The following is a 26,625-nucleotide window of genomic DNA, read 5'->3' on the forward strand; positions in this document are numbered from 1 at the left end:
CGGCCGCATCAGGAACGCCCAGCGCTATGCGATGCGCCTGCCAGTCATCCTCGCTGGCGTTGACCTGAAAATCGCCGTGCGCCCGTCCGCCCAGCGCAGCCAGCCGGGGGTCGGGCGAAAAACCGGGGGCGTCGCCGTCCCAGACGACGTGGACAGGGCGGTCGTCCGTCTCCACCTCGACCTTGGCTCGCAGGCGATACATCGACAGGCGCTGGACGAAGGCGTCGCGGCGCGCCGCGTCCACGTCCAGCACGACGGCGTCGCCCTCGGCAGTCAGAAACAGGTCGAACAGCAGCCGGCCGGGCGGCGAGAGCAGGGCGCCGAAGCGCCGTTCGCCCTCGGCCAAGGTCTCGACATCCTGCGTCAGCAGATTGTGCAGAAACGGGCGGGCGTCGGGACCGGAGACGCGGACCAGGGCGCGGCTGTTGAGGCGGGCGATGCGGGCGGACATGGCCTTCAAATAGGGGGGGCGAAGGTCGATGGCGAGGGCGCGCGACGGCTGAACCTGGGCGAGAATCCCTGTAGCGTCGCAAAATGCGCGGGACCTTTCCCATTCTCTATATTGCAGAGGCGGACGCCGAGGAGGCCGTGCTGTCTTCGGGCCTGCTCGCGCATCTGGTCGAGGAAGTCCCGAACGCGCGCTTCACCATCGTCGGTTCGGCGGCGTCCGCGCCCCTGTTTGCTGAGACGCCGGGGCTGGATCAACTGATCGTGCTGGAGCGTGAAAGCCGGTTCGACTGGATCGCTCTGTGGAACAAGGTGCGCGAGACGCGCTGGGGTCTGGTGGTCGATCTGCGCGGCTCGACCCTGTCGGGAAAGTTGAAGCGACACAGGCGCGCCGTGCGCGGCAAGGACGATCCTGCGCTGCATGCGGTGGAAGCCGCAGCCGCGGTCATGCAACTGGACGAACCGGTGGCGCCGCGTCTGTTCATCTCGGATCGGACCCAGGCCGACGTCGACGCCCTGGTGCGACCCGACGGGCGGCCGATCCTGGCCGTTGGGCCGGGCGTGGACTGGATGGGCAAGCGTTGGCCGGCCGAGCGGTTCGCCAAGGTGGCGGGCCCGGTTCTGGCCGACGACGGGCCGCTGGCAGGCGGACGGCTGATGATCGTCGGCGAAGAAGCCGACCGCGATGCGGCGCACACCATCCGTTTGGCCGTCCAGCGGCATCGGGTGATCGAACTGCAGGGGCGTCTTACCCGTCTGCAGACGGTGGCGGCGCTGAAGCACGCCAGCCTCTACATCGGCGCGGATTCCGTCTGGACCCAGCTGGCCGTCGCGGCCGGCGCGCCGTGCGTCGGCGTGTATGGCCCGTCGGACGAGCGGCGCACCGGCCCGTGGGGCGGGATCGCCGTGCGTGGCGCGCGATCCATCGACGAGTTCCGCGCCCTGGATCCGCGCCTGAACCAGTCGATCCAGCACATGATGGATCTGCCGGCCGACCGGGTGCTGAAGAAGACCTGCGCCTTCCTGACCAGGATGCAGACCGCGAGGGCCTAGTCCGAGCTCAGTCGTCCAGCATCTGGCGTGCGCGGCGGAAGATGTCCTCGAACATCTCGGGCGTCAGCCGGCCGGTGTTCGTGTTCAGCCGAGAGCAGTGATAGCTGTTCAGAATGCGATAGCCGCCGGCTTCGCCCTCGACCCCGTGGCCGGCGGGGATGGCCGTACCGGGCAGGCCCAGCGACTTCAGCAGCGACCGGCGCGATACGTCGCCCAGGGTCACGATCACCTTCAGCCGGGGCAGGGCGGCCAGCCGGTCGATCAGGAAGGGCCGGCAGGTCGCCTCCTCGATCGGCAGGGGCTTGTTCTGAGGCGGGGCGCAGCGGACGGCATTGGTGATCATGCAGTCGATCAGCTGGATCGTGTCGTCAGGCCGCGCCTCGTAGGTCCCGCGCGCAAAGCCGGTCTTCTTCAGCGTTTCGTACAGCAGCCAGCCGGCGTGATCGCCGGTGAAAGGGCGGCCCGTGCGGTTGGCGCCCGTGCGCCCAGGGGCCAGGCCAGCCACCAGCAGCCTTGCGTTCGGATCGCCGAAGGAGGGAGCGGGACCGTTCCACCAGTCGGGGTTCTGGGCCTGGTTCTCGCGCCGGTAGCCGACCAGGCGCGGACACAGCGGACAGTCGCGAGGCGGTTCGGGATTCAGCATCAGGCGTCGCGCCTCGGACGCGCGAACTCGGGCGCCATGTCGGCCAGGTCCAGGAAGCTGTCGGCCTGACGACGCAGTTCGTCGGCGATGTGGGGCGGCTGGCTCTTCGTCGTCGAGATGACGGTGACCCGCACCCCCTTGGCCTGAACCGCTTCGACCAACCGGCGGAAGTCGCCGTCGCCGGAAAACAAGACCACGTGCTCCAGTTTGTCGGACAGCGACAGCACATCGACCGCGATCTCGATGTCCATATTGCCTTTAGTGCGGCTGCGGCCTTCGGAGTCGGTGAAGCGCTTGACCGGCTTGGTCACCACCGAGAAGCCGTTGTAGCCCAGCCAGTCGACCAGGGGCCGCACCGGCGAGAACTCTTCGCCCTCGATGATGGCCGTGTAATAATAGGTCCGCACCAGCCGGGCGCGGGCGGCGAACCAGTCGTTCATCCGCTTGAAGTCCAGCTCCAGCTGAAGCGATCGGGCGGCGGAGTACAGGTTGGCGCCGTCGATGAAGACCGCCAGTCGGTCGGACGGGTGAATGACCATGGGCGAATATCCGTGCGAATATGCGGGAGACCTCGATCAGGCGGTCATCGTCGCCCTAGGCTGTAATGACAAGGGGCCGTGGCGCGATTGCCGCGAGGCGCTGGAGGCGGCGCTGGCGCGATTCCGGGCCGAGGGGCTGGACGTCGTGGCGCGGTCGTCGTGGTGGCGCTCCCAGGCCTGGCCCGACCCGAACGACCCGCCGTTCCTGAACGGGGTCGTCATCGTCCACACCCAGCACGACCCCCATGCCGTGATGGCCGCGCTCGGCCGCATCGAGGAGGCTTTTGGCCGACAGCGCTCGCGTCCCAACGCGCCGCGCACACTGGATCTGGACCTGGTGGCGTATGGGCGTGAGCAGGGTGACTGCGACGGATTGATCCTGCCGCACCCTCGGGCCGCTGATCGTCTGTTCGTCATGGGCCCGCTGGCGGAGATCGCCCCGGAGTGGCGCCACCCGGTGCTTGACGTCACAGCCAGGCGGCTGGCGGAAACAGCGGCGATAGGGTCGGACGCCATGCCGATACGCTGAATGATCGCCGCATTGCGGCCGTCGCCGCGTTGCACAATCGGCTTCAACGCTATATTTAGCGGGGTTCTCCCCTGCGTCCGAGGAATTTCATGGCCCGCGTCACCGTCGAAGATTGCATCGAGAAGGTTCCGAACCGGTTCGGCCTGGTCCTGCTGGCGGGTCACCGCGCGCGCGCGATTGCCAACGGCGCGGCCCTGCTGCTTGATCGCGACAACGACAAGAACCCTGTCGTGGCCCTGCGCGAGCTGGCCGAGGACAAGGTGGTTCCCGACGAACTGCGCGAGACGATCATCACGACTCTTCAACGCGTGGATGAGCGCACCGAGGCGGAAGACGAAGCCGAAACCGTCAAGCTGCTCGCTGAGCCCCAGCACATGAACATGGCCGAGGCCGAGCTGATCCGCGCACTGCAGAGCGACCGCGATGGTGGTCAGGAGGAGCGCTACTGACGGCCGAGCCCGCCAGAGGCGTCACTATTCTACCGGCGCGGGCCGTAAAGGCTGCGCCGGCTCCGGAAGCTGCAAACCTGAATTCGCCGCCAACGCCGGAGCCCGAAGCGGCCCCGGCGGCCAAGCGCATGCCCGTCCTGCGTCAGTTCGAGCTGATCGAGGCGGTCAAGGCGTATGACCCGACGGCGGACGAGGCCCTGCTGAACCGGGCCTATGTCTATGCGATGAAGATGCACGGCTCGCAGCTGCGGGCCTCGGGCGATCCCTATTTCGCCCATCCGATCCAGGTCGCCGGCATCCTGACCGACTACCGGCTGGACACGGCCACCATCGTCACCGCCCTGCTGCACGACGTGGTCGAGGACACCTCGGCCACGCGCGACGACATCGCCCAGATGTTCGGCGAGGAGGTCGCCGTCCTAGTCGAGGGCGTGACCAAGCTGTCCCGGCTCGAGCTGCAGGCCGAGCACACGCGCCAGGCCGAAAACCTGCGCAAGTTCATCCTGGCGATTTCGCGCGATGTGCGCGTGCTGCTGGTCAAGCTGGCCGACCGCCTGCACAACATGCGCACGCTTCAGTACGTGAAGCCCGAGAAGCGCGAGCGCATCAGCCGCGAGACGCTGGAAGTCTACGCCCCGCTGGGCCGGTCCATCGGCATCCACTCCATCGCCTCGGAGCTGGAAGAGCTGGCCTTCACCCACCTGAACCCCACCGCCAAGACCGCGATCGAGCGGCGGCTGGAGGCGCTGAAGCTGGAGCACGGCCACGCCATCGAAGGCGTATCGAGCGAGGTGACGCGGGTTCTGGAGGAAGCGGGCATCGCCGCCCGTGTGCCGGGCCGGCAGAAGACGCCCTATTCGATCTGGCGCAAGCTGCAGAGGAAGTCGGTGGGCTTCTCCAGCCTGTCGGACATCTATGGCTTCCGCGTCATCGTCGACAGCGAGGACGAGTGCTACCGCGCGCTGGGGGTGATCCACCGCGCCTGGCCCATGGTGCCTGAGCGTTTCAAGGACTTCATCTCGACGCCCAAGTCCAACAACTACCGCAGCCTGCACACGACGGTGGTGGGCCCATCGGGCCTGCGCATCGAGATGCAGATCCGAACCGAGGCCATGGACCGCGTGGCCGAAGACGGGGTGGCGGCGCACTGGCGCTACAAGAACCAGTCCTACGGCTTCGACCGGCAGGCCATGGAGGCCGACGGCGGACGCGACCCGCTGCAGAACCTACGCCACCTCGTGCAGGTGATCGAGCATGGGGAAGGCGGCGAGGACTGGGTCGAGCACGCCAAGCTGGAGATGTACCTGGATCAGGTCTTCGTCTTCACGCCCAAGGGCGCGCTGATCACCTTGCCGCGCGGCGGCATGGCGCTGGACTTCGCCTACGCCGTCCATACCGAGGTCGGCGACACGGCCGTGGGGGTCAAGATCAACGGTGAACTGAAGCCGATGCGCACCCAGCTTCAGAACGGCGACGTGGTGGAGATCATCCGCGGCGCCAAGCGCGACATTCCCGCCGACTGGCGCAGCCTGACGGTGACCGGCCGGGCCCGCTCGGCCATCCGCCGCCACATCCGCAGCTCCGAGCGCGAGGAGTTCATCAAGCTGGGCCGCGCGGCGCTGGAACAGACGCTGGAGCGGGCCGAAAAGGCGCTCGGCGAGGTGTCGCTCAAGCCTGCGCTCGAAACCCTGGCGATCGAGGAAGAGGGCGAGCTGTTCGAATCTATCGGACGCGGGCGGCTCAGCCCCTCGCGGGTGGCCGAGGTTCTGTTCCCTGGCCTCAAGGGTCGGCTCAAGGCCGGGCCCGAGAAGAAGCGCATCGACGACGCCCAGGCGCGGCTGTTCGTGCGCGGCGGTGGGCTGACGCCCGGCGTCTCGGTGCATTTCGGCGCCTGCTGCACCCCGGTGCCGGGCGACCGCATCGTCGGTATTCTGGAGCCGGACAAGGGGCTGACGGTCCATACCATCGATTGCCAGCAGCTTGCGGACTTCGCCGATGACGATTCGGTCTGGCAGGACCTGCAGTGGACGCCGCAGGCCGAGCACGAGGCCGTCGCGTCGGCCCGGATCCGCGCCACCATGAAGAATGCGCCCGGCGTGCTGGGTCAGGTGTCGACCCTGATCGGCGAGGCCGGCGGCAACATTTTGAACCTGGTGATGGCGCACAGGCAGCAGGACTTTTTCGACATCGAGATCGACGTCGAGGTCGAGGACGCCCGGCACGCCACCACCATAATCGCCGCGCTTAGGGCCAATCCGTCGGTCGACACCGTCGAACGCGCCCGCGGCTGAACTTTACAGACCCCAAGAGATTTCATGACGCCCGAAGAACAAGCCCTCGCCAATCAGGCGCAGGTCGCCTCGCCCTCCTATCGCCTCGCCGCCAAGGATTCCGATTTCATCCTCGGCGATTCCATGCGCGGCGTGCGCTTCCTGATGGAGTACGCCAAGGCCGAAGAGGCCCTGCGCGCCTGGGGCGTGCGCTCGACCCTGGTGGTGTTCGGCTCGGCCCGCGTCGGCGCGGACGGGGAGGGGCGGCATTCCTACTGGTACGAGCAGGCGCGCCAGTTCGGTCGTCTGGCGTCCGAGCGGGGCGGCGCCTTCAAGGGCTCGCCGGGCGAACCGCGCGACAACGTCATCGCCACAGGCGGCGGGCCGGGCATCATGCAGGCGGCCAATCAGGGCGCGCACGAAGCCGGGGCTCCGTCGATCGGCTTCAACGTCACCTTGCCGCACGAGCAGTTTCCGAACCCGTGGTCGACGCCCGAGCTGACGTTCCAGTTCCACTACTTCGCCATGCGCAAGATGCACCTGGCCATGCGGGCCAATGCGCTGGTGGTCTTCCCGGGCGGCTTCGGGACGCTGGACGAACTGTTCGAGATCCTGACCCTGCGCCAGACCGGCAAGGCGCCGCCGATCCCGATCGTGCTGTTCGACGAGGCCTATTGGCGTTCGGTCGTCAACTTTGACGCCCTGATCGAGCACGGGATGGTCAAGGCCTCGGACATGGACCTGTTCGCCTTCGCCGACGACGCCGAAACGGTCTGGACCAAGCTGCTGGAAGGCGGGCTGAAGCCGGGCGCGGATATCGAGTAGGCTTCGGCTTTAACCGCAGCGGTCAAACGGCTAAGCAGCCTGTATGACCTCCGACGACGTTCTCTCCGAATTCCGTGACGCCGGCGCTCTTCGCGAAGGGCATTTCGTGCTGTCGTCCGGCCTGCACAGCCCGGTCTTCCTGCAGAAGAACCTGGTCTTCATGGACGGTCGACGCTGCGAGCGGCTGTGCAAGGCGCTGGCCGAGAAGATCACGGCGACGGTCGGTCCGGTGGATGCGGCGATCTCGCCGGCTGTCGGCGGCATCATCCCCGGCTATGAGACCGCCAGGCATCTGAACGTGCGCTCCATGTACGTCGAGCGCGTGGACGGCGCCTTCAAGCTGCGGCGGGGCTTTCATGTCGAGCCGGGCGAGAAGGTCGTGATGGTCGAAGACATCGTCACCACCGGCCTGTCCTCGCGTGAATGCATCGCCGCCATTCAGGAGGCGGGCGGCACGGTCGTCGCGGCCGCCTGCATCGTGGATCGCTCGGGCGGGCGCGCGGACGTGGGCGTGCCGCTGATCGCGCTGGCCACTCTGGACGTGCCGGCCTATCCGGCTGACGCCCTGCCGCCCGAACTGGCCGCTCTGCCGGTCGAGGATCCCGGCAGCCGACGGCTGGCGAAATAAGATGAGCCGACGCGTCCGCCTCGGCGTCAACATCGATCACGTCGCGACCGTGCGGAACGCGCGCGGTGGAAGCCATCCCGACCCCGCACGCGCCGCCGAGGCGGCTCTGGCGGCAGGGGCCGACGGCATCACCGCCCACCTGCGCGAGGATCGCCGCCACATCACCGACGCCGACATCGACGTGCTGACAGCCCTGTGCCGCCGCGCGGGCAAGCCGCTGAACCTGGAGATGGCGGTCACCGACGAGATGCTGGCCATCGCGCTGCGCCATCGCCCGCACGCCGCCTGCCTGGTGCCCGAGCGACGCGAGGAGGTCACCACCGAGGGCGGCCTGGCCGTCGCCGGCCAGGAGGCGCGCATCGCCCCGGTCGCCCGGACGCTCGCGCAAGCAGGCATGCGCGTCAGCCTGTTCATCGAGCCCTCGCCGGCCCAGGTCGAGGCCGCCGCAGCCGTCGGCGCCCAGGTGGTGGAGTTCCACACTGGCCGATACTGCCACCTGTCGCCCGGCCAGCGGCCCGCCGAGCTCGATCGCCTGGCCGCCGCCGCCGCCCAGGCGCAGGGCCTGGGGCTCGAGGTTCACGCCGGGCATGGCCTGGACTTCGGCACGGCCGGCGAGGTGCTGGTCATCCCCGAGATCGTCGAGTTGAACATCGGCCATTTCCTGATCGGCGAGGCCGTCTTCACCGGCCTGGACGGGGCCATTCGCCGCATGCGCGTGGCGATGGACGAGGCCGTGTCGGGCGGGGCGGCATGATCGTCGGCGTCGGCGCGGACCTGTCGGACATCCGCCGCATTCAGGCCTCGCTTGACCGGTTCGGCGACCGGTTCAAGACGCGCTGCTTTACCGAGCTGGAGCGGCGTCGTTCCGATCGGAAGCCCGACCCGGCCTGGAGCTACGCCAAGCGGTTCGCGGCCAAGGAGGCCTGTGCCAAGGCTCTGGGCACGGGCATGCGCTCCGATGTCTATTGGCGCGATATGGGGGTGGTGAACCTGCCCTCGGGCCAGCCCACATTGGCCCTGACCGGCCATGCGGCCGAGCATCTGGCGCGCCTGACGCCGCCGGGCCACGAGCCTCGCATTCACCTGACGCTGTCGGACGAGCACCCTTACGCCCTGGCCTTCGTGGTGATCGAAGCCTTGCCGATGGCGTAATCAGCCTATACCCCGTGGCAGGAATGGCCGCGCGAAAGCGGCAGGGGAATCAAGGCCAGATGAGCGACGACCGTAAGCGCGACGAAGAGGTGCGCGCGACGAACCAAGGCGACGGCGCCGTCTACGCCCCCGGCGCCCGCCGCAGCCGTGAAAAGCCCGCCAAGTCCGCGGGCAGCGAGACGATTGAAATCATCAAGACCGTCGTCTTCGCCCTGCTCATCGCCCTGGTGCTGCGGGTGCTGTTCTTCCAGCCCTTCACCATCCCGTCGGCGTCGATGGAGCCGAATCTCTATGAGGGCGACTACATCGTCGTGTCCAAGTGGACCTACGGCTACTCCAAACACTCGATCCCGTTCAGCCCGCCGCTGTTCGACGGCCGCATCCTAGGCAAGGCGCCGGCGCGCGGCGACATCGTCGTGTTCAAACTGCCGCGCGACAACAAGACCGACTACATCAAGCGCCTGATCGGCCTGCCGGGCGACCGCGTGCAGATGCGCGACAACGTCCTGTACATCAACGATCAGGCCGTGCCCGATGCCGTGGTTTCTCAAAGCGAGTTCGAGGATGTGTTCGGACCGCGCCAGGTGATGCGCAAGCGCGAGACCCTGCCGGGCGGCCGCACCTTCGCCATCCAGGACTACGGCCCCGGCGGCGACCTGGACGACACGCCGGTGTTCGAGGTTCCGGCCGGTCACTACTTCTTCATGGGCGACAACCGCGACAACTCCATCGACAGCCGGGTCGGCATCGCCGGCGGGGTGGGCATGGTCCCGGAGGAGAATCTGGTCGGTAAGGCCGAGATCATCCTGTTCTCTTGGTCGCCCGGCGCGTCCCTGTTCAACCCGGTCAGCTGGTTCGCCAATGTGCGGCCGAGCCGGTTCTTCCAGATCCTGGACTGATGGCCAACGCGCGCGCCGAGGCCGTGGCCGCCCTGGCCCAGCGGCTGGGGCACGCCTTCGCCGACAAGACCCTGCTGGACCGCGCCCTGACCCACGCCAGCGTGGGGCAGGGGACGCCGGTCGAAAGCCGCAAGATCCGCGACAACGAGCGGCTGGAGTTCCTGGGCGACCGGGTGCTGGGCCTGCTGGTGGCCGAACGGCTGTCGGCCGACTTCCCCGAGGCCGACGAAGGCAAGCTGTCGGCGCGCCTGCATGCCCTGGTCGACAAGGCCGCCTGCGCGCGCGTGGGCGAGGCGCTGGACGTCGGTCCGGCGCTGAGGCTGTCGGCAGGCGAGACCAAGACCGGCGGACGCAAGAAGGCCGGGGTCATCGCCGATGCCGTGGAGGCGATCCTCGCGGCCGTCTATATGGACGGCGGTCTGGAGGCGGCGCGAGGCGTGTTCGATCGCGCCTGGGCCCAAGAGCTGAAAACTCCTTCCAAGCCGGGCCTGACCAACCCGAAGTCCGCGCTTCAGGAATGGGCGCAGGGGCAGGGCAGGCCCTTGCCCGCCTATGCCGTTGTCGAGCGCACCGGCTCTGACCACGCCCCGACCTTCACGGTCCAGGTCTCGGTCGAGGGCGTCGAACCCTTGACCGCCCAGGGCCGTTCGCGTCAGGAGGCGGAGAAGGCGGCCGCTGTCGGCCTGCTTGAACGTGAAGGCGTGATTTGACCGATATCTCCGAAACCAACGACCAGACCCGCGCGGGCTTCGCTGCCATCATCGGCGCGCCCAACGCCGGCAAGTCCACCCTGGTCAACCGGCTGACGGGCTCCAAGGTCTCGATCGTCACCCAGAAGGTCCAGACCACGCGCTTTCCGGTGCGCGGCATCGCCATTCAGGGCGACGCTCAGATCGTCTTGGTGGACACGCCCGGCATCTTCACGCCGCGTCGCCGTCTGGACCGCGCCATGGTCGCCTCCGCCTGGGGCGGGGCCGAGGACGCCGACGTAGTCGTGCACCTGATCGACGCCCAGTCGCACATCGATTCCGAAGGGCGTGAGGGCACGGCCGCCGATCGCCGCTCGGCCGAGGACACCGAGACCATCATCGCTAATCTGCAGGCGACGGGGACCAAGGTCATCCTGGCGCTGAACAAGATCGACGGCATGCGCCGCGACACCCTGCTGGCCTTGTCGCAGCGTCTGTTCGAAACCGGCGTCTATTCCGAGGTCTATATGATCTCGGCCCTCAGCGGCGACGGCGTGGATGATCTGAAGACCCGCCTGGCCCTGGCCATGCCGCAGGGGCACTGGCTGTATCCTGAAGACCAGTCCGCTGACGTGCCGATGCGCGTGCTGGCGGCCGAGATCACGCGCGAGAAGGTCTATCTGCGCGTCCACGAGGAACTGCCTTATTCGGCGGCGGTGGAAACCACGGCCTTCGACGAGAAGCCCGACGGTTCGGTGCGCATCGAACAGACCATCTATGTCGAGCGCGACAGCCAACGTCCGATCGTGTTGGGCAAGGGCGGTCAGACCGTCAAATGGATCGGCCAGAAGGCGCGGGAGGAGCTGACCGAGCTGCTGGAACGGCCCGTCCACCTGTTCCTGACCGTCAAGGTGGATCCGAAGTGGCAGGACAGCCGCGCCCTTTACGCCCAGTTCGGCCTGGACTTCGACGTCTGAGCGAGAGCCCGTGTTTCATGTGCCGCGTACCGCCGGGGGCCATCCCCGGCTGATCCTGGGGGTCACCGCCGCCATCGTGGTCGGGGCCTCGGCCTGGGCGGCGGTGAAGACCGTTGCCGCGCCGCGCCTGCCCGTTCCGACCGCGTCGGCGCCGCCCGAGCGGGCGCCTCTGAAGGTCGTCGAGGACCTGCCGATCCTGAAGGCGCGGCTGGATCGCGGCGACTTCATGGGCGGGGTCTTGGTGTCGCGCGGCGATCAGGTGCTGTTCCGCCAAGTCTACGGCATGGCCAATCGCGAGCGCGGCGAGCCCCTGGCGCTGGACAGCCGCTTTCGCCTGGCCTCGGTCTCCAAGCAGTTCACCACCGCCGCGATCCTGAAGCTTCAGGACGAGGGCAAGCTCAGCGTCGCCGATCCGCTATGCAAATGGATCCAGCCGTGCCCTGAGGCCTGGGCGCCGATCCGACTGCATCATCTGATGTCGCACACCTCGGGCGTGGTGGACCTGATGGCCCAGGCGGAGTGGGGTCGAATCCGCGCCACGCCGCGCACGCCGCAGGAACTGACCGAAGCCACCGCCCGCTATCGCCTGCAGTTCGAGCCGGGGACCAAGGTCCGATACAGCAACGCCGGCTTCAACCTTCTGGGCGTGGTGGTCGAAAAGGCCAGCGGCGTCTCGTACGAAGCCTATCTGAAACAGGCGCTGTTCGACCCCCTGGGCCTGGATCACACAGACTCCGACGCCGATGATCAGACCCAAGGGCTGGTCATGGGTTACGGCGACTTTCCCGGCGGGCTGACGCCCCAGCCCCTGGCCAATGTCAGCATCGTTTTCGCCTCTGGGGCTCTGTATTCCAGCCTCGACGACCTGATGATCTGGAACCGGGCCCTGCACGGCGGCGCGGTTCTGACGCCCTTCTCCTACGCCCAGATGATCGCCGACCACGCGCCCGAGGACACGCCGCGCGAACGCGGCCGCCAGCGCCGGGCCTATGGCTATGGCCTCTACGTCAACAGCCTGGGGATGCGCACCGACGCGCCCTTCGCCGATGCGCAGATCTATCACACGGGCAGCTGGGCGGGCTTCCGCAACCTGGTGGTCCACGAGCCCGAGCACGACGTGACGGTGGTGGTCCTGTCCAACAACTATCACCGTCGTGACCAGGTCATGCTCATCACTCAGCAGGCATTGGCCGAGGCCTTGGGCAAGCCGGTCCCGACGCGTCTGGCCAACTAGGGAACGCAGCGCCCGCCGGAGGGTTGGCCTCGTGACCTGCGAGGAGATCCCATGAAGGCCGTCGTTCTCAACTGCACCTTGAAGCCGTCGCCGCATACCTCGTCGACCGAGGCGCTTGCCCGCGTCGTCATCGCTGAACTGGAAAAGGGCGGCGCGGAGGTCGAGCTGATCCGTCTGGTCGATCTGGACATTAAGCCCGGCGTCTCCGCCGACGAGGGGGACGGCGACCAGTGGCCCCAGGTGGATGAAAAGCTGAAGGCCGCCGACATCGTCGTCTTCGCCACGCCGACCTGGCTGGGCCAGATGTCCAGCGTCTGCCTGCGCGCGCTCGAGCGCATGGACGCCTGGTTCGCCGAGACCGACGACGACGGCCGCCCGGTCGCCTTCGGCAAGGTCGGGGGCGTGGTCATCACCGGCAACGAGGACGGCGCCCATAACATCGTCGCCACCGTCTGCCAGGGCCTGATCGACATGGGCTTCACCATTCCGGGGCAGAGCTGGACCTATTGGCATCTGGGGCCGGGGCCTGGGCCCGACTACGTCGAAACCGACGAAGGCCACGACTATTCCGACCGCGTCGGCAGAAACGCCGCGCGCAATCTGGTCGCGCTGGCCAAGATCATGAAACCCAGCGTCTATCCCGTTCCCGAAAGCGGCGAGGAGGGCTAGGCTGATCCTCTCATAGCGGAGACGGCCATGTCCCTGACCCTTGCGGCCTTGGCCGCCCTCACGATCCAGACGGCGCCCAGCCCCGAGGCCGAGGTCGCTGCGGTCCTGGATCGGCTGAACGCGGCCTCGACCGCCGCGGACGGCGACGCCTACTTCGCCCTGTTCGCGCCGGACGCCCGCTTCGTCGGCACGGACGCGACCGAGCACTGGACCCTTGAGCAGTTCCGCGCCTACGCCGGGCCGGTCTTCGCCCGCGGTCGGGGATGGTCCTATCCGGCGACCGAGCGAACGATCACCATCGCGCCCATAGACTGTCGCTGCATCGCCTGGTTCGAAGAGAAGCTGACCAACGCCAGCTATGGCGAGACGCGCGGGTCGGGCGTGCTGCGCCGGACCGACGACGGCTGGAAGATCGAGCAGTATGTGCTGAGCTTCGCCGTGCCCAACGACAAGGCGTTCGCCGTCGTCGATCTGATTCGGGGCGGCGCTTCCGACTGATGGAGATCGAAGACGAGGCCTTTGTGCTGTCGGCGCGGTCGCACGGCGACACGGGCGCCGTGGTCGGCTTGCTGACCGAGCAGCATGGGCGGCGCATGGCCTATGTGGCCGGCGGGGCGTCGCGGCGCATGAGGCCCTTTTTGCAGGCCGGCGCACGGGTGACAGCCGCGCTGAGGTCGCGCACCGCCGATCAGCTAGGCTCGGCCCGGCTGGAGCCGATCGGGGAGGGGCCGGCCGCCCTGTTCGACGATCCTCTCGCTCTGGTCGGCCTCAACGCCGCCGCGGCCGTGGCCGAGGGCGCGCTGCCCGAGCGCGAGGCCCATCCGGGAGCCTTCTTCGCCTTCGAAGCGCTTATGGGCGCCCTGGCCTGGCCCGAGGTCTGGCCGGCCGTCTTCGCCCGGTTTGAAGCAGGCCTGCTGGAAGAGCTCGGCTTCGGTCTCGACCTGTCGCGCTGCGCGGCCAGCGGATCGACCGACGATCTCGTTTGGGTCAGCCCGCGCACGGGCCGGGCCGTCAGCCGCGAGGCGGGGGCGCCCTATGCCGACAAGCTGCTGGCCCTGCCGCCCTTCATGCTGGGCGCGCAGGCGGGTGTGGCCGAGGGCGACGTCAAGGCGGGCCTGGACCTGACCGGCCACTTCCTAGAGCAGTTCGTCTTCCACCCACTGAACAAGCCCCTGCCGCCCGCCCGCGTGTGGATGCTGGACAAGCTGGCCGAGGCAGGGCGGCTTTAGCCGAAGGTGAAGGCGAACGCCTGCACGCCCGGGTCGAGGAACTCGATCTCGAAGGTGCGCTCGCCGATGTCGCCCGGCTGACGGATCAACTGATACAGCCGCTCGTCGGTCACCACGCCCATGCCAGAAGCATCGACATCGACGCCCGCCGCCGCGCCGGGCGCCCGGCCGTCGATGGTCACGCGATAGCGGATGGTCTGACCCGCGCGGGTCGGCCCCAGCACCAGATGCACGTCGCGGGCGCGGAACCGGAAGGCGATGCGTCCGCCGGCCGACTGCGCCTCGGCGTGCTCGCTGCGCACCAGCCAACGGCCCGACAGGCTCCATTGGTTCAGCGCCAGGCTGGCGGGCGCCGAATAGTCGCGCGCCTGATCGGCCAGCAGGCCGCCGGGCGACACGATGTTCTTGGCTCGCGCATAGCCCAGATAGGTCTCGGGCGAGTTCAGATTGGCCCGATCCGCCGCGGCCTCGGCTCCCTGGCCGTCGATGGAAACCAGATCCGTCGGCACGTTTCGGACGCCCGCCTCGCGCAACAACTGCTGGATCACCCGTTCCGAATAGTCGTAGTCGCCCTCGCCGAAGTGGTGGTGGCGCACGTCGCCCTTTGCGTCGACGAAGAAGTGGGCCGGCCAGTATTGGTTGTTGAAGGCGCGCCAGACGGCGAAGTCGTTGTCCATGGCGACCGGATAGGTGACGCCGAACCGCTGAACCGCAGCGCGCACGTTGCGCTCGGACTTTTCAAACGCGAACTCCGGCGTGTGCACGCCGATGACCTGCAGGCCGTAGGGCGCGTACTTCTCGGCCCAGGCGCGGACATAGGGGATGGTCCGCACGCAGTTGATGCAGGAGTAGGTCCAGAAGTCGACCAGGACCACCTTGCCGCGCAGACCTTCGGTGGTCAGGGGCGGGCTGTTGATCCATCCGGTCGCCCCGGTCAGGGGCGGAATGGCCTGTTCGATCGGCAGCTGATCCAGCGGCGGTCGATCCGCGCGCGGCGTGGGCGCGGGCATTCCGACGCCGAAGCGCGAGGCCAGCCCCTGCTCCAGGCTGTTGGTGCCGGCCGACGACAGGCGCGTCAGCAGGCCGGTGTCCAGTCCCAGGGCGATGGCCGCCACGCCCGCCAGCACCAGGGCGCCCAGCACCCGGCGCACCCACTCGCCGACGCCCAGCGACTTCTTCATCGTCTGAAAGATCTTGCCGCCGACCAGCAGGGCCAGGGCCAGCGAAGTGGCCGCGCCTGCCGCATAGGCCAGCAGCAGGAAGGTCGTGCCCACGCTGGCGCCCTGCAGGGCCGCGCCGGTCAGGATCAAGCCCAGGATCGGCCCGGCGCACGGCGCCCATAGCAATCCCGTCGCCACGCCCAGCAGCAGCGAGGGCCAGATCGAGCCGCCGCCCTGGGCGTCCTGAAGACTGGCCTTCTCGGTCAGTCGGGAGCCTAGAGCCACCAGCGGCCGGGTCAGGCGGTCGGCCAGGGACGGGATCAGCAGCGTCATGCCCAGCACCGCCATGACCGCAAGTGCGACCCAGCGGCCGATCTCATTGGCCTGAACCGCCCAGCCCCCGCCGATGGCCGCCAGGCTGGCGACGCCCGCGAAGGTGACGGCCATCCCCACAAGCAGCGGCAGGCCGCTCTTGAGGAATGGCTGCCCGGATCGGGCGAAAACGAATGGCAGCACCGGCAGGATGCAGGGGCTGAGGATGGTCAGCACCCCGGCCAGGTAGGATAGAAGGATCAGGATCATCGTGCGGGCCTTCGGCTGAAGCTTTGCATATACGCGGGGGGCGGCCCCAAGGATGAAGGCGGATTTCCGATCAAGTTTTTCGCGCGGTTGTGATTACGATTCAGGCCGTTGAGGCGTTACGCCGGGATCATGCGATTCTCTTACCGCCTTCTGTTGTTCGTTTCCGTCGCCGCCTGCGCGCCAATGGTCCCGGAGCCGCCGCTTCCGGTGACGCCAGCGCCCGCGCCCGCTCCGGTCGTGACCACGCCGGCTCCGACGCCCGCGCCCGCGACTCCGCCGGCCGAAGCGTACGACGAGGCCAGCTTTCAACAGTGGAAGCAGAGTTTCCTGGAGCGTCACGGCGGTGCGCGCCGCGCGGCCTATCAGCGCGAGCTCCAGGGGCTGACGCCCAACCCGTCGGTGATACGCCTGGACCGCAACCAGCCTGAGTTCTCGCGGCCAGCCGGCGTCTATGTGACCAACGCCACCAGCGCGGCTCGGGTGGCAGAGGCGCGTCGGCGCAGCGATCGCGTGCCGTGGGCGGTGGTCCAGCGATACGGCGTGCCCAGCGAGATCCTGCTGGGCATCTGGGCTCAGGAGAGCGCCTTCGGTCAGGTTCAGGGCGATTTCGACGTCATCCGCTCACTGGCGACCCTGGCCTTCGACGGTCGTCGCCGCGACTGGGCCGAGGAACAGCTGAAGAATGCGCTGAACATCGTCGTTGACGGCAAGCGCGACCGCGCTGGCCTGAAGGGCAGCTGGGCCGGCGCCATGGGTCAGACCCAGTTCATGCCGGACAACTATCTGCGCCTCGCCGTCGATCAGGACGGGGACGGCAAAGTCGACATCTGGGGCTCTGACGCCGACGCCCTGGCCTCGGCCGCCAATCTGCTGGCTCAGGCTGGATGGAAGCGCGGTCAAGGCTGGGCCTATGAGGTCGTGCTGCCCTCGGGCTTCGACTATTCGCTGGCCGAGGGCGGCCGCCATCCCTGGAGCTTCTGGTCCCAGCGCGGCGTGACGCTAGCGAACGGCGCCAGCCTCAACGCGGCCGAGGCCGGGGAGGGCGCGACCATCCTTCTGCCTCAGGGCGCGAACGGTCCGGCCTTTCTGGCCCTGCCGAACCACTATGTCATCCGCCGCTACAACAACTCGGTCAGCTACGCCCTGGCCATCGGCCTGATCGCCGACGGGGTGCAGGGCAAGCCGCCGCTTAGCAAGGCTTGGCCCGACGATGGTCCGATGACCCGCGATCAGCGCGTCGGGGCCCAGGCGGCGCTGACCCGGCTGGGCTATGACACGCAGGGCGTGGACGGCGTGATCGGGGCCAACACCCGCGCGGCGCTTCGCCAGTGGCAGATCGCCAACGGCCGCACCGCCGATGGCTATCTGACCGCCGCCCTGGCTGACGAGCTGATCCGCCGCGGCGGCTGATCGGGCTGGCGCGAGGCCAAGAGGCGGGCTAACCGTCCGGCCAAGAAACCATAATCAAGGGAGCAGGCGCATGGCGCGGATCGCCTTCATCGGGCTGGGCAACATGGGCGGCGGCATGGCCGCCAATCAGGCCAAGGCGGGTCATCAGGTCGCGGCCTTCGACCTGTCCAAGGACGCGCTGGACCGCGCGGCGGCCGTGGGCTGCACGCCGGTCGCGTCGGTCACGGAGGCCGTCCGGGACGCCGAGATCGTCATCACCATGCTGCCGGCCGGCCCTCACGTGCTGAAGGTCTACTCCGAACAGATCATCGGCGCTGCGCCGACGAGCGCCCTGTTGCTGGACTGTTCGACCATCGACGTCGACACCGCGCGCAAGGTCGCCGGTCTGGCCAAGGAGGCAGGCTACGCCTTCGCCGACGCGCCGGTGTCGGGCGGCACGGCGGCGGCGGACGCTGGGACGCTGGCCTTCATGGTCGGTTGCGACGAGGGCGACTTCGCCCGCATCGAGCCGGCGCTCGAGCCCATGAGCCGCATCACCATCCGCGCCGGCGACCACGGCGCGGGGCAGGCGGCCAAGATCTGCAACAACATGCTGCTAGGCATTTCGATGGTCGGCACGTGCGAGGCCATCGCCCTGGCCGAGAAGCTGGGCCTGGAGCCTGAACGCTTCTTCGAGATCGCGTCCAAGTCGTCCGGCCAGTGCTGGAGCGTCAGCAGCTACTATCCCTGGGCCGGCCCTGTGCCGACCGCGCCGTCGAACCGCGACTATGACGGCGGGTTCGCCACGGCCATGATGCTGAAGGATCTGAAGCTGGCCCAGGACGCCGCCGCCAAGGCGGGCGCCACGACGCCCCTGGGCGCCCAGGCCGAGGCCCTCTACGCCCTGTTCGGCGGCCTGGGCTACGCGGGCCGCGACTTCTCCGGAATCCTGCAGATGCTGCGCGGCCGACTGGACGACCTGAAGAAGGACTGAGCTCTCAGTCTCCTCTCCATGTCATGGGGAGGTGGCGCGGCGCTCTCGCCGTGACGGAGGGCCTTTGCGATGGTGGACCCGCCCCTCCACGACTTCGTGGTCCCCCTCCCCATTTCATGGGGAGGAGATAGGGAGCGCGTCGGGTCGAGAAGGCGGAGCCTTCTGACCGCGCTCCAACAAATATGAGAATCGTTATCGATTAAGGCCTTGCGACGATTTCTCCCTCTGCCGCTTGTGGACATTAGGGGGTTCGAGGCGCACATAGGCGTCGCTGTCACAAGCCGACAAAGAGCCTGCCGTGTTCGACTACCGGACCGCGTTCCAAAACGCCGTCACTCAAGTCAAGAGCGAAGGCCGCTATCGTGTCTTCGCCGATCTGAAGCGCGTGCGCGGGAAGTTTCCGTGCGCGGTGCGTCGGCGCGAGGACGGCACCGAACAGGACGTGGTCGTCTGGTGCTCCAACGACTATCTCGGCATGGGCCAGCATCCTGACGTCGTCGCCGCCATGCAGGACGAGGTCGCCGAGGCCGGCGCCGGCGCCGGCGGCACGCGCAACATCTCGGGCACCACTCGCTCCGCGGTCGATTTGGAAGCCGAGCTGGCCAGCTGGCACCAGAAGGAAGCCGCACTGCTGTTCACCTCGGGCTATGTGGCCAACGAGGCGACGCTGACGACCCTGCAGCGCATCCTGCCGGGCCTGATCATCTTCTCCGACAGCCTGAACCACGCCTCGATGATCGCGGGCATCCGCAACGGCGGCTGCGAGCGGCACATCTTCGCCCACAACGATCTGGAGCATCTGGAGGCGCTGCTGCAGGCCGCCCCGGTTGATGCGCCCAAGCTGATCGCCTTCGAGAGCGTCTATTCCATGGACGGCGACATCGCCGACCTGGCCGGCACCATCGCCCTGGCCCGCAAATACGGGGCCATGACCTATCTGGACGAGGTCCACGCGGTCGGCCTGTACGGCGCGACGGGCGCAGGCGTGGCCGAGCGCGACGGCGTGCTCGACGGCATCGACATCATCGAATGCACGCTGGGCAAGGCCATCGGCGTGATGGGCGGCTATATCGCGGCGGACGCCGTGATCATCGACGCCGTGCGCAGCTGGGCCTCGGGCTTCATCTTCACCACCAGCCTGCCGCCGGCCCTGACCGCGGCCGCGCTGGCCTCTGTGCGCCACCTGAAGACGCACCCCGAACTGCGTGAAAAGCATCAGGAACGCGCCGCTGCGCTGAAGGCGCGTTTTGCCGCCGCCGGCATCCCGGTCCTGCCCAGCGTCAGCCACATTGTGCCCGTGCACGTGGGCGACCCGGTCCACTGCAAGATGATCTCGGACATGCTGCTGGAAGACTTCGGCATCTACGTCCAGCCGATCAACTATCCGACCGTGCCCAAGGGGACCGAGCGTCTGCGCTTCACGCCGTCGCCTGACCATGACGACGGCATGATGGACGCCCTGGTCACTGCCATGGACAAGCTGTGGTCGCACTGCAACGTCGCCCGGATGCCGAGCGCCGCCTGATGCATGACCCGGAACTGGGCGATGTCATCGTCGAGTTCGTGCGCAATGGGGCCTTCCTCAAATGCTCGGCTGTGCATGTAGTCAGCGGGATCGAGGTTTCGGCCGTGGGTCCTGCGCACGAGCCGCGGGGACTGGAACGCATCGCCCTCGCCAAGCTAAAGCGGGCCCTGGCCGCTCGCGCCGTCGGGTGACGCCGAATTCATTTCGGGCGCGCGCGTCCAGGCCCCATAATCGAGCCAAGGCTTTAGGAGGGCTTCATGATCACCTGGATCATCATCGGCGTCATCGTCGTCGTACTGCTGTTCGTCATCGTCGGCGCCTACAACCGGCTGGTGGCGCTGGATCAGGCCGCGAACCAGTCGTTCGCGGACATCGACGTGCAGCTGAAGCAGCGCCAGGACCTGATCCCGAACCTGGTCGAGACGGTGAAGGGCTACGCCACGCACGAGCGCGGCACTCTGGACGCTGTGACCCAGGCGCGCGCCGCCGCCGCCGGGGCGACTTCGGTCAATGACAAGGTCCAGGCCGAGAACATGCTGACGGCGACCCTGGGCCGCCTGTTCGCCGTGTCGGAGGCCTATCCGGACCTGAAGGCCAACACCAACTTCCAGCAGCTGCAGGTGGATCTGTCGGACATTGAGAACAAGCTGGCCGCCGCGCGCCGCTTCTTCAACAACGCCGTGGCCGAGTTCAACGCCGTGCGCCGCCAGTTCCCGACCGTCCTTTTCGCCGGCCTGTTCGGCTTTGGCTCGGACAAGCCCTTCTTCGACGTGGGCGAGAGCGAGCGGGCGGGCCTGAACGCCGCCCCGCCGACGGTGCAGTTCTAAGGGAGCGAGCGCTTGGGCGCGGTCGGTCTCAAGACCCACATCTGGGCCAACAACACCCGGTCGGCGATCCTGCTGGCCGGGTTCCCGGTGCTTATGGTCGGCATCCTGTATGGGCTGCAGCTGATCCTGATGGGCTTCGGCGTGCTGCCGAACGCGGGGCCCGAGGCGACGTTGGGTCAGGACATGGCATTGGCCGCCAGCATGCTGGGCTGGACTGTGCCGGCCGCCCTGGTGATCTCGGGCGTCTGGTTCGCCATCGCCTATTTCGGCAATCAGGCGATGATCGACGCCATGACCGGCGCCCGAAAGGTCGACCGCCGCAGCGAGCCCGAGCTCTATAATCTGCTCGAAAACCTCGCGATCTCGCGCGGTATGAAGACGCCGACGCTGAGGATCATCGAGGACCAGTCGCTGAACGCCTATGCCTCGGGCCTGCACGAGGGGCGCTACTCCGTCACTGTGACGCGCGGTCTGATGGGCGCGCTGGACCGCGACGAGATGGAGGCGGTGCTGGCGCACGAGCTCACCCACGTCATCAACAAGGACGTGCGGACCATGGTGATCGCCTCGATCTTCGCGGGCATCATCAGCGTCATAGCCGAGATCGTGTTCCGCAGCCTGTTCTTTGCGCGCGGCGGGCGGAGCAACAACAAGAACGCCGGGCCGCTGATCCTGATCGGCATCGCCATTGCGGTGATCGGCGTGGCCCTGGCCTTCCTGATCCGCATGAGCCTGTCGCGGACGCGCGAGTATGTGGCCGATGCGGGCGCGGTCGAGCTGACCAAGAACCCCGACGCCATGATCTCGGCCCTGCGCAAGGTGTCGGGCCAGTCCAAGCTGGAAGCGCCCGACGAAGTGCGCGGCATGTTCCTGGACAATCAGGAGGGCGCGTTTGGCCTGTCGGGCCTGTTCGGCACCCATCCGCCCATCGAGAAGCGCATCGCGGCCCTGGTGAAGTTCGGCGGCGGCCGTGATCCGGGCCCGTGGGAGCAGCCGTCGGCTGCGGGCGGCTCGACAGCGGTCCCAGCCACCTGAGACTTGCCCCCGGCCGCCTTCGGTCGCCATAAGCGGCGAGCTTTCGAGGAGGCAGCCCATGGCGACCTATGATCTGATCGTGCGCGGCGGCGAGGTCGCCAACCATGCGGGGCGCGGCCCGGCCGACGTGGGCGTGCGCGACGGCCGCATCGCCTTCATCGGCGACCTGTCCCAGGCCTCGGCCGGAGAGATCGTCAACGCCGCCGGTCTGACCGTTCTCCCCGGCGTCATCGACACCCAGGTGCACTTCCGCGAGCCGGGGCTGGAATGGAAAGAGGACCTGGAGACGGGTTCGCGCGCCGCGGCTCTGGGCGGCGTGGTCGCGGTGTTTGAAATGCCGAACACCAATCCCAATACGACCGATCCCGACACCCTAGCCGACAAGCTGGCGCGAGCGAGGGACCGGATGTGGACGGATCACGCTTTCTACGTCGGCGGCACCCACGGCAATGCGGCCTATCTGGGCGAGTTGGAACGGCTGCCCGGCTGCTGCGGCGTCAAGGTCTTCATGGGCGCCTCGACCGGCGACCTGCTGATCGCCGACGACGACGGCGTGCGCGAGGTGCTGCGCAACGTCAGCCGGCGGGCCACCTTCCATTCCGAGGACGAATACCGCCTGGCCGAGCGCCGCGACTTGGCCCGGCCTGGCGACTGGACCAGCCACCCCGAGGTGCGTGACCCCGAGAGCGCCATCATGAGCACGCGCCGCCTGGTCCGTCTCGCCAAGGAGGTCGGACGCCGCATCCACGTGCTGCACGTGACGACGGCCGAGGAGATCGAGTTCCTGGCCCAGCACAAGGATGTGGCGACCGTCGAGGTAACGCCCCAGCACCTGACCCTGGACGGCGACGAGGCCTATGAGCGGCTGAGGGGCCTGGCCCAGATGAACCCGCCGATCCGCAATGCGCCGCACATCGCCGGCCTGTGGCGCGGCATCCAGCAGGGCGTCGTGGACGTGCTGGGTTCGGACCATGCGCCGCATACGCTGGAGGAGAAGGCGCGGGCCTATCCGGCGTCGCCGTCGGGCATGCCGGGCGTGCAGACCCTGGTGCCGGTCATGCTGACCCATGTGGCGCAAGGTCGGATGACGCTGGAGCGCTTTATCGACCTGACCTCGGGCGGCGCCCAGCGGGTGTTCGGCACGGCCGGCAAGGGCCGTCTGACCGAAGGCTATGACGCCGACCTGACCCTGGTCGACCTGAACGCCAGGCGGGTCATCCGCCATGAAGACATGGCGACCCGCAGCGGCTGGACCCCCTTCGACGGCTTCGAGGCCGAAGGCTGGCCGATGGCGACGATCGTGCGCGGGCGGGTGGTGATGAAGGACGGCGAGCTGATCGGATCGGCCCACGGCCAGCCCGTGCGGTTCCAGGAAACCTTCTGACGGCGCGTTGACCTTCGCCGCCCTTGATGCGTTAGGGAGGCGAAGGAGAACCGCCATGACCGACCGCCGCACGCCCGAAGAGGCCGACCTCAACGCCTTGGACATCACCGACGCCGAGGCGGCCGAGATCAACTCGATCTCACACCCGCTGCTGGTGGACGCCGCCCCGGACGCGAACGACGATCTGGTGCAGATCGACGCGACCACGGACGGCCGGGTCTTCGTCACCATCAATCGGCCGGCCAAGAAGAACGCCTTCGACGCCGCCACCATCGCCGCCCTGCGTGAGGCGTTCGAGACGCTGCATGGCGCCGACAATGTGCGCATCGTCTTCGTGCGCGGCGCGGGCGGGACCTTTAGCGCCGGCGCGGACCTGAGCTGGATGCGCGACGCCGCCGACTGGTCCGAGAGCGACAACCGCGAAGACGCCATGGGCCTGGCCCGGATGCTGAAGGCGCTGCATGACATTCCGGCCCTGACCGTGGCGCTGGTCGAGGGCGCGGCCATGGGCGGCGGCGCGGGCATCGTGGCCGCCTGCGACATGGCCGTGGCGATCGAGGGATCGCGTTTCGCCTTCTCGGAGGTCAAGCTGGGCCTGATCCCGGCCACCATTGCTCCCTATGTCATCGAGGCCGTCGGCGCCCGTCGCGCGCGTCAGCTGTTCCTGACCGCCAACATCTTCGACGCCGACTATGCGGCCCACGCCGGGCTGATCGACATGGTGCTGCCCGAAGGCTCGATGGACGAGTTCATCTCGATGCTGAGCGACAGCCTGACCGCCAATGCGCCCGGCGCGATGGGTGAGGCCAAGCGCCTGGTCAACGACGTGGCCGGCCACAAGCTGGACAACGGCCTGATCGAGGACACCGCCCGCCGCATCGCCCGCGCCCGCGTGTCCGAGGAAGGGCAGGAGGGTGTCCGCGCCTTCCTGGACAAGCGCAAGCCGCGCTGGGCCGAGTAGGCCGTCAGCTCCCGATCTGCTCCGGCTCGATCTCATAGACGGTCGAGCAGTATTCGCAGGTGACGCGGATCTTGCCGTCGTCCTCGATCATCTCGCGCCGCTCGTCGTCGCCGAATGATGTGAGAACGGCGGCGATCCGGTCGGCCGAGCATCGGCAGACGGCAGACAGCGGTTTAGCCTGCTCCAGCCGCACACCGTCCTCGTGGAACAGGCGGAACAGCAGAATTTCCGGCGTGATCTGCGGATCCAGCAGTTCGTCGTCGGCTAGGGTGTGGAACAGGGCTTCGCTCCGTTCCCACACGTCCTCGGTCGAGCCGCGCGCGGCGTCGCCGGCGACCATCTGGATCATCGCTCCGCCCGCGCGCCATTTCGGGCCCGAACCCTGATCGACCGCGCCAACCGCCAGGCGCACCTTCGTCGGCACCTGTTCGGACTGGCGGAAGTAGTGCTCGGCGGCCAGTGACAGGCTCTCGCCCTCGATTGGGGTGATGCCCTGATGGCGTTCGAAGTCCGCGCCCTGATCCAGGGTCATGACGAACACGCCCTTGCCCAGCAGGGTCTGCGCGCCGGGGCGCGAGAAGCCGGTCGAAGCGGCCGCGACTTCCTCGGGATCGAAGCGGCAATAGCCCCGGATGTGCCCGTCGCTGTCGTAGTCGGCCACGACATAGCGCACCGGCCCGTCGCCCTGCGCCTGGACGATCAGCCGGCCCTCGAACTTGAGGCTGGAGCCGACCAAGGCCGCCAGCGCGCAGGTTTCGCCCAGCAGGGCGGCGACCGGCTCGGGATAGTCGTGGGCAGACAAGACGGCGTCGATGGCGTCGCCCAGGCGCACCAGGCGGCCGCGCACGGGCCAGCCCTCGATCTGGAAGGCGGCGGCGAGGTCGTCGACGGGAACGGGCGACAGGGGCGCGTGATCGGTCACGGCGGCTCCAGGAAATGGCGTTTCGGAAGAGGCGGAAAGATAGGCGCCCGCTTCCCGCTTGGTAAGGGGGCTGTGCTAGGCTGGGCCGTCGGCCTGGAACGGGGACGCCCGCGCGCCCGTTTGCCCGGTCCGTTCGGAGGTGCGTCATGTCCAAAGCCAAGCTCAAGCCGTTGAACCAGCAGGCGATCGTCGTGACCGGCGCGACGTCGGGGATCGGGTTGTCGACCGCCCGACGCGCAGCGCGGCAAGGCGCGAGGGTGTTCCTGATCGCGCGCGGCGAGACCGATCTGCGCGCGCTGTGCGAAGAACTGCAGGCCGAGGGTGCGCGCTGCGCCTGGGCCGTGGCCGATGTGGCGGACTTCGATGCGCTGAAGGAGGCGGCTGACAAGTGCGTGCGCCTGTTCGGCGGGTTCGATACCTGGGTGAACAACGCCGGCGTCTCGATCTACGGCCCCATTCGCGAGACCGGGCTGGACGATCAGCGCCGCCTGTTCGAGACCAACTACTGGGGCGTGGTCAACGGCTCGCTGGTGGCGGTCGAGCATCTGCGCGGCAAGCCGGGCGGCGGGTCCATCGTCAACGTCGGCTCGATCCTGGGCGATGCGCCGATCCCGGTGCAGGGCGTCTATTCCGCCTCCAAACACGCCATGAAGGGCTTTACCAATGCGCTGCGGATGGAGCTGCTGCGCGAAAAGGCGCCGGTGACCGTCAGCCTGGTCAAGCCCGCGGCGGTGGACACGCCCTATCCACGCCACGCCCTGAATCTGACGGGACAGGCGGTGCAGAATCCGCAGCCGGTCTATGCGACCCATGTGGTGGCCGACACCATTCTGTACTGCGCCAGCCACGGCATTCGCGAGATCACGGTCGGCGGCGGCGGGCGGCTGGCGGCCAGCTTCTACGCGGCCCTGCCGGGCCTGGCGGAACCACTTCTGGCCAAGTTCGCTCCTAGCCTGATGCGGGACAGGGGTTCCGCCTATCGGCCGTACGAAGACGGGCTCTACGACCCGACCGAAGACGGCCTGGATGAAGAGGTTCACTATCCCATGGTTCGACAGTACAGCGTCCTGGCCGAGGCCCGTAAACATCCCGGCGTGACCGGCGGAACCATCGCCGCCGTCGCCTTGGCCGCGATCGCCGTGGTGCTGCTGAGCCAGCGCAGCGGCCCGACCCGCTATGAGCGGATCAAGCGCCGCATCGACCCGCGCGGCTGGGTCGACGTCGACGGCCTCAAGCACAAGCTGTCCGACGCGGCTCATGCTCTGCGCGGCGGTGCCGAAGAGGCCGGCGAACGCGCCGGCAAGGCGTCCCATCAGGCTCGTTCCAGCTTCGAATCGCTTGTGGACGAACTGCGCGGCCGCGTCGATTTCGACGACATCCGCCGTCGCCGCGACCACGCCGGCAAGCGCGCGCGCAAATACGCCGATGACGCCGGTCAGTACGCCAAGGATCACGCCCGCGAGGGTGGCGCGCTTCTGGCCGTCGCCACCCTGGCGGCCCTGGTCGGCGCGGCCGTGCTGGAAAGCCGCCAGCCGGACAGCAAGATCCGCAAGCTCACCAACCTCTAAAACCCTCTCCCGATGGGAGAGGGCTTGAGGCTCGCAGAGCGCAGCG

The 26,625-nt window shown here is 68.2% G+C and carries 29 protein-coding genes; 24 read left to right on the forward strand and 5 right to left on the reverse strand.

Going from position 1 to position 26,625, the window contains the following annotated elements; genetic code table 11:
* The coding region (locus ACK4I0_RS12460) for a YgfZ/GcvT domain-containing protein (protein ID WP_409611437.1) at window positions 1-451 on the reverse strand (451 nt) is incomplete at its 3' end.
* An 83-nt stretch (window positions 452-534) separates the two neighbouring features.
* Between ACK4I0_RS12460 and ACK4I0_RS12465 the strand changes: the two genes are divergently transcribed.
* Window positions 535-1,500, forward strand: a complete 966-nt coding sequence (locus ACK4I0_RS12465) for a glycosyltransferase family 9 protein (protein ID WP_409611439.1) — start codon at window positions 535-537, stop codon at window positions 1,498-1,500.
* Between the two features lie 7 nt (window positions 1,501-1,507).
* Here the strand turns inward: ACK4I0_RS12465 and ACK4I0_RS12470 are convergent, their stop codons facing one another.
* A complete protein-coding gene (locus ACK4I0_RS12470; RefSeq protein ID WP_409611441.1) occupies window positions 1,508-2,143 on the reverse strand; it encodes a uracil-DNA glycosylase in 636 nt (211 codons plus the stop codon).
* The gene (locus tag ACK4I0_RS12475) at window positions 2,143-2,682 is read right to left on the reverse strand and encodes an NYN domain-containing protein (RefSeq protein ID WP_409611443.1); all 540 of its coding nucleotides are present in this window, start codon (window positions 2,680-2,682) and stop codon (window positions 2,143-2,145) included. Before ACK4I0_RS12475 ends, ACK4I0_RS12470 begins: the two co-directional genes overlap by 1 nt.
* Here ACK4I0_RS12475 and folK point away from each other — a divergent pair.
* The 14 genes from folK (at window position 2,675) to recO (ending at window position 14,232) form a co-directional block, all read left to right on the forward strand.
* A complete protein-coding gene (gene folK, locus ACK4I0_RS12480) occupies window positions 2,675-3,211 on the forward strand; it encodes a 2-amino-4-hydroxy-6-hydroxymethyldihydropteridine diphosphokinase (RefSeq protein WP_409611445.1) in 537 nt (178 codons plus the stop codon). The genes ACK4I0_RS12475 and folK overlap by 8 nt on opposite strands.
* Before the next feature lie 89 nt (window positions 3,212-3,300).
* Window positions 3,301-3,660: a DNA-directed RNA polymerase subunit omega gene (gene rpoZ, locus ACK4I0_RS12485; protein ID WP_409611447.1), complete on the forward strand. Its 360-nt coding sequence runs from the start codon at window positions 3,301-3,303 to the stop codon at window positions 3,658-3,660.
* A gap of 128 nt (window positions 3,661-3,788) precedes the next feature.
* Entirely contained in the window at window positions 3,789-5,951 is a 2,163-nt protein-coding gene (locus ACK4I0_RS12490; protein WP_409611449.1) for a RelA/SpoT family protein, read from the forward strand.
* Window positions 5,952-5,975: 24 nt separating this feature from the next.
* Window positions 5,976-6,755, forward strand: coding sequence for a TIGR00730 family Rossman fold protein (locus ACK4I0_RS12495; protein WP_409611451.1), 780 nt, complete (start codon window positions 5,976-5,978; stop codon window positions 6,753-6,755).
* Window positions 6,756-6,798: 43 nt separating this feature from the next.
* On the forward strand, window positions 6,799-7,383 hold the full coding sequence (gene pyrE / locus ACK4I0_RS12500; protein WP_409611453.1) for an orotate phosphoribosyltransferase: 585 nt from the start codon (window positions 6,799-6,801) through the stop codon (window positions 7,381-7,383).
* 1 nt (window position 7,384) lies between these two features.
* A complete protein-coding gene (locus ACK4I0_RS12505) occupies window positions 7,385-8,137 on the forward strand; it encodes a pyridoxine 5'-phosphate synthase (protein ID WP_409611455.1) in 753 nt (250 codons plus the stop codon).
* Window positions 8,134-8,535 (forward strand): holo-ACP synthase, encoded by a 402-nt coding sequence (gene acpS / locus ACK4I0_RS12510; protein WP_409611457.1) that lies wholly within the window; start codon window positions 8,134-8,136, stop codon window positions 8,533-8,535. Before ACK4I0_RS12505 ends, acpS begins: the two co-directional genes overlap by 4 nt.
* A 59-nt stretch (window positions 8,536-8,594) precedes the next feature.
* Window positions 8,595-9,434, forward strand: coding sequence for a signal peptidase I (lepB, locus tag ACK4I0_RS12515; RefSeq protein ID WP_409611459.1), 840 nt, complete (start codon window positions 8,595-8,597; stop codon window positions 9,432-9,434).
* The gene (gene rnc, locus ACK4I0_RS12520) at window positions 9,434-10,144 is read left to right on the forward strand and encodes a ribonuclease III (RefSeq protein ID WP_409611461.1); all 711 of its coding nucleotides are present in this window, start codon (window positions 9,434-9,436) and stop codon (window positions 10,142-10,144) included. Before lepB ends, rnc begins: the two co-directional genes overlap by 1 nt.
* A 5-nt stretch (window positions 10,145-10,149) precedes the next feature.
* Window positions 10,150-11,100, forward strand: a complete 951-nt coding sequence (era, locus tag ACK4I0_RS12525) for a GTPase Era (RefSeq protein WP_409611491.1) — start codon at window positions 10,150-10,152, stop codon at window positions 11,098-11,100.
* A gap of 19 nt (window positions 11,101-11,119) precedes the next feature.
* Window positions 11,120-12,334 carry a serine hydrolase domain-containing protein gene (locus ACK4I0_RS12530; protein ID WP_409611463.1) on the forward strand — a complete coding sequence of 405 codons (1,215 nt, stop codon included), beginning with the start codon at window positions 11,120-11,122 and terminating at the stop codon, window positions 12,332-12,334.
* A gap of 51 nt (window positions 12,335-12,385) precedes the next feature.
* Complete coding sequence (locus ACK4I0_RS12535) at window positions 12,386-13,003, forward strand: flavodoxin family protein (protein WP_409611465.1); 618 nt, start codon at window positions 12,386-12,388, stop codon at window positions 13,001-13,003.
* A 27-nt stretch (window positions 13,004-13,030) separates the two neighbouring features.
* Complete coding sequence (locus tag ACK4I0_RS12540) at window positions 13,031-13,501, forward strand: nuclear transport factor 2 family protein (protein ID WP_409611467.1); 471 nt, start codon at window positions 13,031-13,033, stop codon at window positions 13,499-13,501.
* Window positions 13,501-14,232, forward strand: a complete 732-nt coding sequence (gene recO, locus ACK4I0_RS12545; protein ID WP_135061546.1) for a DNA repair protein RecO — start codon at window positions 13,501-13,503, stop codon at window positions 14,230-14,232. Before ACK4I0_RS12540 ends, recO begins: the two co-directional genes overlap by 1 nt.
* Here recO and ACK4I0_RS12550 read toward each other — a convergent pair.
* On the reverse strand, window positions 14,229-15,974 hold the full coding sequence (locus ACK4I0_RS12550; RefSeq protein WP_409611469.1) for a cytochrome c biogenesis protein DipZ: 1,746 nt from the start codon (window positions 15,972-15,974) through the stop codon (window positions 14,229-14,231). The genes recO and ACK4I0_RS12550 overlap by 4 nt on opposite strands.
* Window positions 15,975-16,103: 129 nt before the next feature.
* Between ACK4I0_RS12550 and ACK4I0_RS12555 the strand changes: the two genes are divergently transcribed.
* The 8 genes from ACK4I0_RS12555 (at window position 16,104) to ACK4I0_RS12590 (ending at window position 24,089) form a co-directional block, all read left to right on the forward strand.
* Window positions 16,104-17,384: a lytic murein transglycosylase gene (locus tag ACK4I0_RS12555; RefSeq protein WP_409611471.1), complete on the forward strand. Its 1,281-nt coding sequence runs from the start codon at window positions 16,104-16,106 to the stop codon at window positions 17,382-17,384.
* Between the two features lie 70 nt (window positions 17,385-17,454).
* Window positions 17,455-18,357 (forward strand): 3-hydroxyisobutyrate dehydrogenase, encoded by a 903-nt coding sequence (gene mmsB / locus ACK4I0_RS12560; RefSeq protein ID WP_409611473.1) that lies wholly within the window; start codon window positions 17,455-17,457, stop codon window positions 18,355-18,357.
* Between the two features lie 298 nt (window positions 18,358-18,655).
* Complete coding sequence (gene hemA, locus ACK4I0_RS12565) at window positions 18,656-19,882, forward strand: 5-aminolevulinate synthase (protein ID WP_409611475.1); 1,227 nt, start codon at window positions 18,656-18,658, stop codon at window positions 19,880-19,882.
* Window positions 19,882-20,073 carry a DUF6898 family protein gene (locus tag ACK4I0_RS12570; protein ID WP_409611477.1) on the forward strand — a complete coding sequence of 64 codons (192 nt, stop codon included), beginning with the start codon at window positions 19,882-19,884 and terminating at the stop codon, window positions 20,071-20,073. The genes hemA and ACK4I0_RS12570 overlap by 1 nt, the downstream gene beginning before the upstream one ends.
* A 66-nt stretch (window positions 20,074-20,139) precedes the next feature.
* On the forward strand, window positions 20,140-20,709 hold the full coding sequence (locus tag ACK4I0_RS12575; protein ID WP_409611479.1) for a LemA family protein: 570 nt from the start codon (window positions 20,140-20,142) through the stop codon (window positions 20,707-20,709).
* Window positions 20,710-20,721: 12 nt separating this feature from the next.
* On the forward strand, window positions 20,722-21,744 hold the full coding sequence (locus tag ACK4I0_RS12580; protein ID WP_409611481.1) for a M48 family metallopeptidase: 1,023 nt from the start codon (window positions 20,722-20,724) through the stop codon (window positions 21,742-21,744).
* Between the two features lie 58 nt (window positions 21,745-21,802).
* Window positions 21,803-23,128, forward strand: a complete 1,326-nt coding sequence (locus ACK4I0_RS12585; RefSeq protein ID WP_409611483.1) for a dihydroorotase — start codon at window positions 21,803-21,805, stop codon at window positions 23,126-23,128.
* Window positions 23,129-23,183: 55 nt separating this feature from the next.
* Window positions 23,184-24,089, forward strand: coding sequence for an enoyl-CoA hydratase-related protein (locus ACK4I0_RS12590; RefSeq protein ID WP_409611485.1), 906 nt, complete (start codon window positions 23,184-23,186; stop codon window positions 24,087-24,089).
* Between the two features lie 4 nt (window positions 24,090-24,093).
* Here ACK4I0_RS12590 and ACK4I0_RS12595 read toward each other — a convergent pair whose 3' ends face one another.
* Window positions 24,094-25,011 carry an Hsp33 family molecular chaperone gene (locus ACK4I0_RS12595; protein ID WP_409611487.1) on the reverse strand — a complete coding sequence of 306 codons (918 nt, stop codon included), beginning with the start codon at window positions 25,009-25,011 and terminating at the stop codon, window positions 24,094-24,096.
* A gap of 146 nt (window positions 25,012-25,157) precedes the next feature.
* Between ACK4I0_RS12595 and ACK4I0_RS12600 the strand changes: the two genes are divergently transcribed.
* Window positions 25,158-26,579: an SDR family oxidoreductase gene (locus ACK4I0_RS12600; protein ID WP_409611489.1), complete on the forward strand. Its 1,422-nt coding sequence runs from the start codon at window positions 25,158-25,160 to the stop codon at window positions 26,577-26,579.
* Window positions 26,580-26,625: the final 46 nt, after the last annotated feature.

The sequence above is a fragment of the Brevundimonas sp. genome, assembly GCF_046295775.1.
Lineage (GTDB): Bacteria > Pseudomonadota > Alphaproteobacteria > Caulobacterales > Caulobacteraceae > Brevundimonas.

Excerpts from the sequence above, each read along its gene's own strand:
- ACK4I0_RS12465 (WP_409611439.1), top strand. The coding sequence starts at position 535 with ATGCGCGGGACCTTTCCCATTCTCTATATTGCAGAGGCGGACGCCGAG.
- ACK4I0_RS12470 (WP_409611441.1), bottom strand. The coding sequence starts at position 2,143 with ATGCTGAATCCCGAACCGCCTCGCGACTGTCCGCTGTGTCCGCGCCTG.
- folK (WP_409611445.1), top strand. The coding sequence starts at position 2,675 with ATGACCATGGGCGAATATCCGTGCGAATATGCGGGAGACCTCGATCAG.
- ACK4I0_RS12475 (WP_409611443.1), bottom strand. The coding sequence starts at position 2,682 with ATGGTCATTCACCCGTCCGACCGACTGGCGGTCTTCATCGACGGCGCC.
- rpoZ (WP_409611447.1), top strand. The coding sequence starts at position 3,301 with ATGGCCCGCGTCACCGTCGAAGATTGCATCGAGAAGGTTCCGAACCGG.
- ACK4I0_RS12490 (WP_409611449.1), top strand. The coding sequence starts at position 3,789 with ATGCCCGTCCTGCGTCAGTTCGAGCTGATCGAGGCGGTCAAGGCGTAT.
- ACK4I0_RS12495 (WP_409611451.1), top strand. The coding sequence starts at position 5,976 with ATGACGCCCGAAGAACAAGCCCTCGCCAATCAGGCGCAGGTCGCCTCG.
- pyrE (WP_409611453.1), top strand. The coding sequence starts at position 6,799 with ATGACCTCCGACGACGTTCTCTCCGAATTCCGTGACGCCGGCGCTCTT.
- ACK4I0_RS12505 (WP_409611455.1), top strand. The coding sequence starts at position 7,385 with ATGAGCCGACGCGTCCGCCTCGGCGTCAACATCGATCACGTCGCGACC.
- acpS (WP_409611457.1), top strand. The coding sequence starts at position 8,134 with ATGATCGTCGGCGTCGGCGCGGACCTGTCGGACATCCGCCGCATTCAG.
- lepB (WP_409611459.1), top strand. The coding sequence starts at position 8,595 with ATGAGCGACGACCGTAAGCGCGACGAAGAGGTGCGCGCGACGAACCAA.
- rnc (WP_409611461.1), top strand. The coding sequence starts at position 9,434 with ATGGCCAACGCGCGCGCCGAGGCCGTGGCCGCCCTGGCCCAGCGGCTG.
- ACK4I0_RS12535 (WP_409611465.1), top strand. The coding sequence starts at position 12,386 with ATGAAGGCCGTCGTTCTCAACTGCACCTTGAAGCCGTCGCCGCATACC.
- ACK4I0_RS12540 (WP_409611467.1), top strand. The coding sequence starts at position 13,031 with ATGTCCCTGACCCTTGCGGCCTTGGCCGCCCTCACGATCCAGACGGCG.
- recO (WP_135061546.1), top strand. The coding sequence starts at position 13,501 with ATGGAGATCGAAGACGAGGCCTTTGTGCTGTCGGCGCGGTCGCACGGC.
- ACK4I0_RS12550 (WP_409611469.1), bottom strand. The coding sequence starts at position 15,974 with ATGATCCTGATCCTTCTATCCTACCTGGCCGGGGTGCTGACCATCCTC.
- ACK4I0_RS12555 (WP_409611471.1), top strand. The coding sequence starts at position 16,104 with ATGCGATTCTCTTACCGCCTTCTGTTGTTCGTTTCCGTCGCCGCCTGC.
- mmsB (WP_409611473.1), top strand. The coding sequence starts at position 17,455 with ATGGCGCGGATCGCCTTCATCGGGCTGGGCAACATGGGCGGCGGCATG.
- ACK4I0_RS12570 (WP_409611477.1), top strand. The coding sequence starts at position 19,882 with ATGCATGACCCGGAACTGGGCGATGTCATCGTCGAGTTCGTGCGCAAT.
- ACK4I0_RS12575 (WP_409611479.1), top strand. The coding sequence starts at position 20,140 with ATGATCACCTGGATCATCATCGGCGTCATCGTCGTCGTACTGCTGTTC.
- ACK4I0_RS12585 (WP_409611483.1), top strand. The coding sequence starts at position 21,803 with ATGGCGACCTATGATCTGATCGTGCGCGGCGGCGAGGTCGCCAACCAT.
- ACK4I0_RS12590 (WP_409611485.1), top strand. The coding sequence starts at position 23,184 with ATGACCGACCGCCGCACGCCCGAAGAGGCCGACCTCAACGCCTTGGAC.
- ACK4I0_RS12600 (WP_409611489.1), top strand. The coding sequence starts at position 25,158 with ATGTCCAAAGCCAAGCTCAAGCCGTTGAACCAGCAGGCGATCGTCGTG.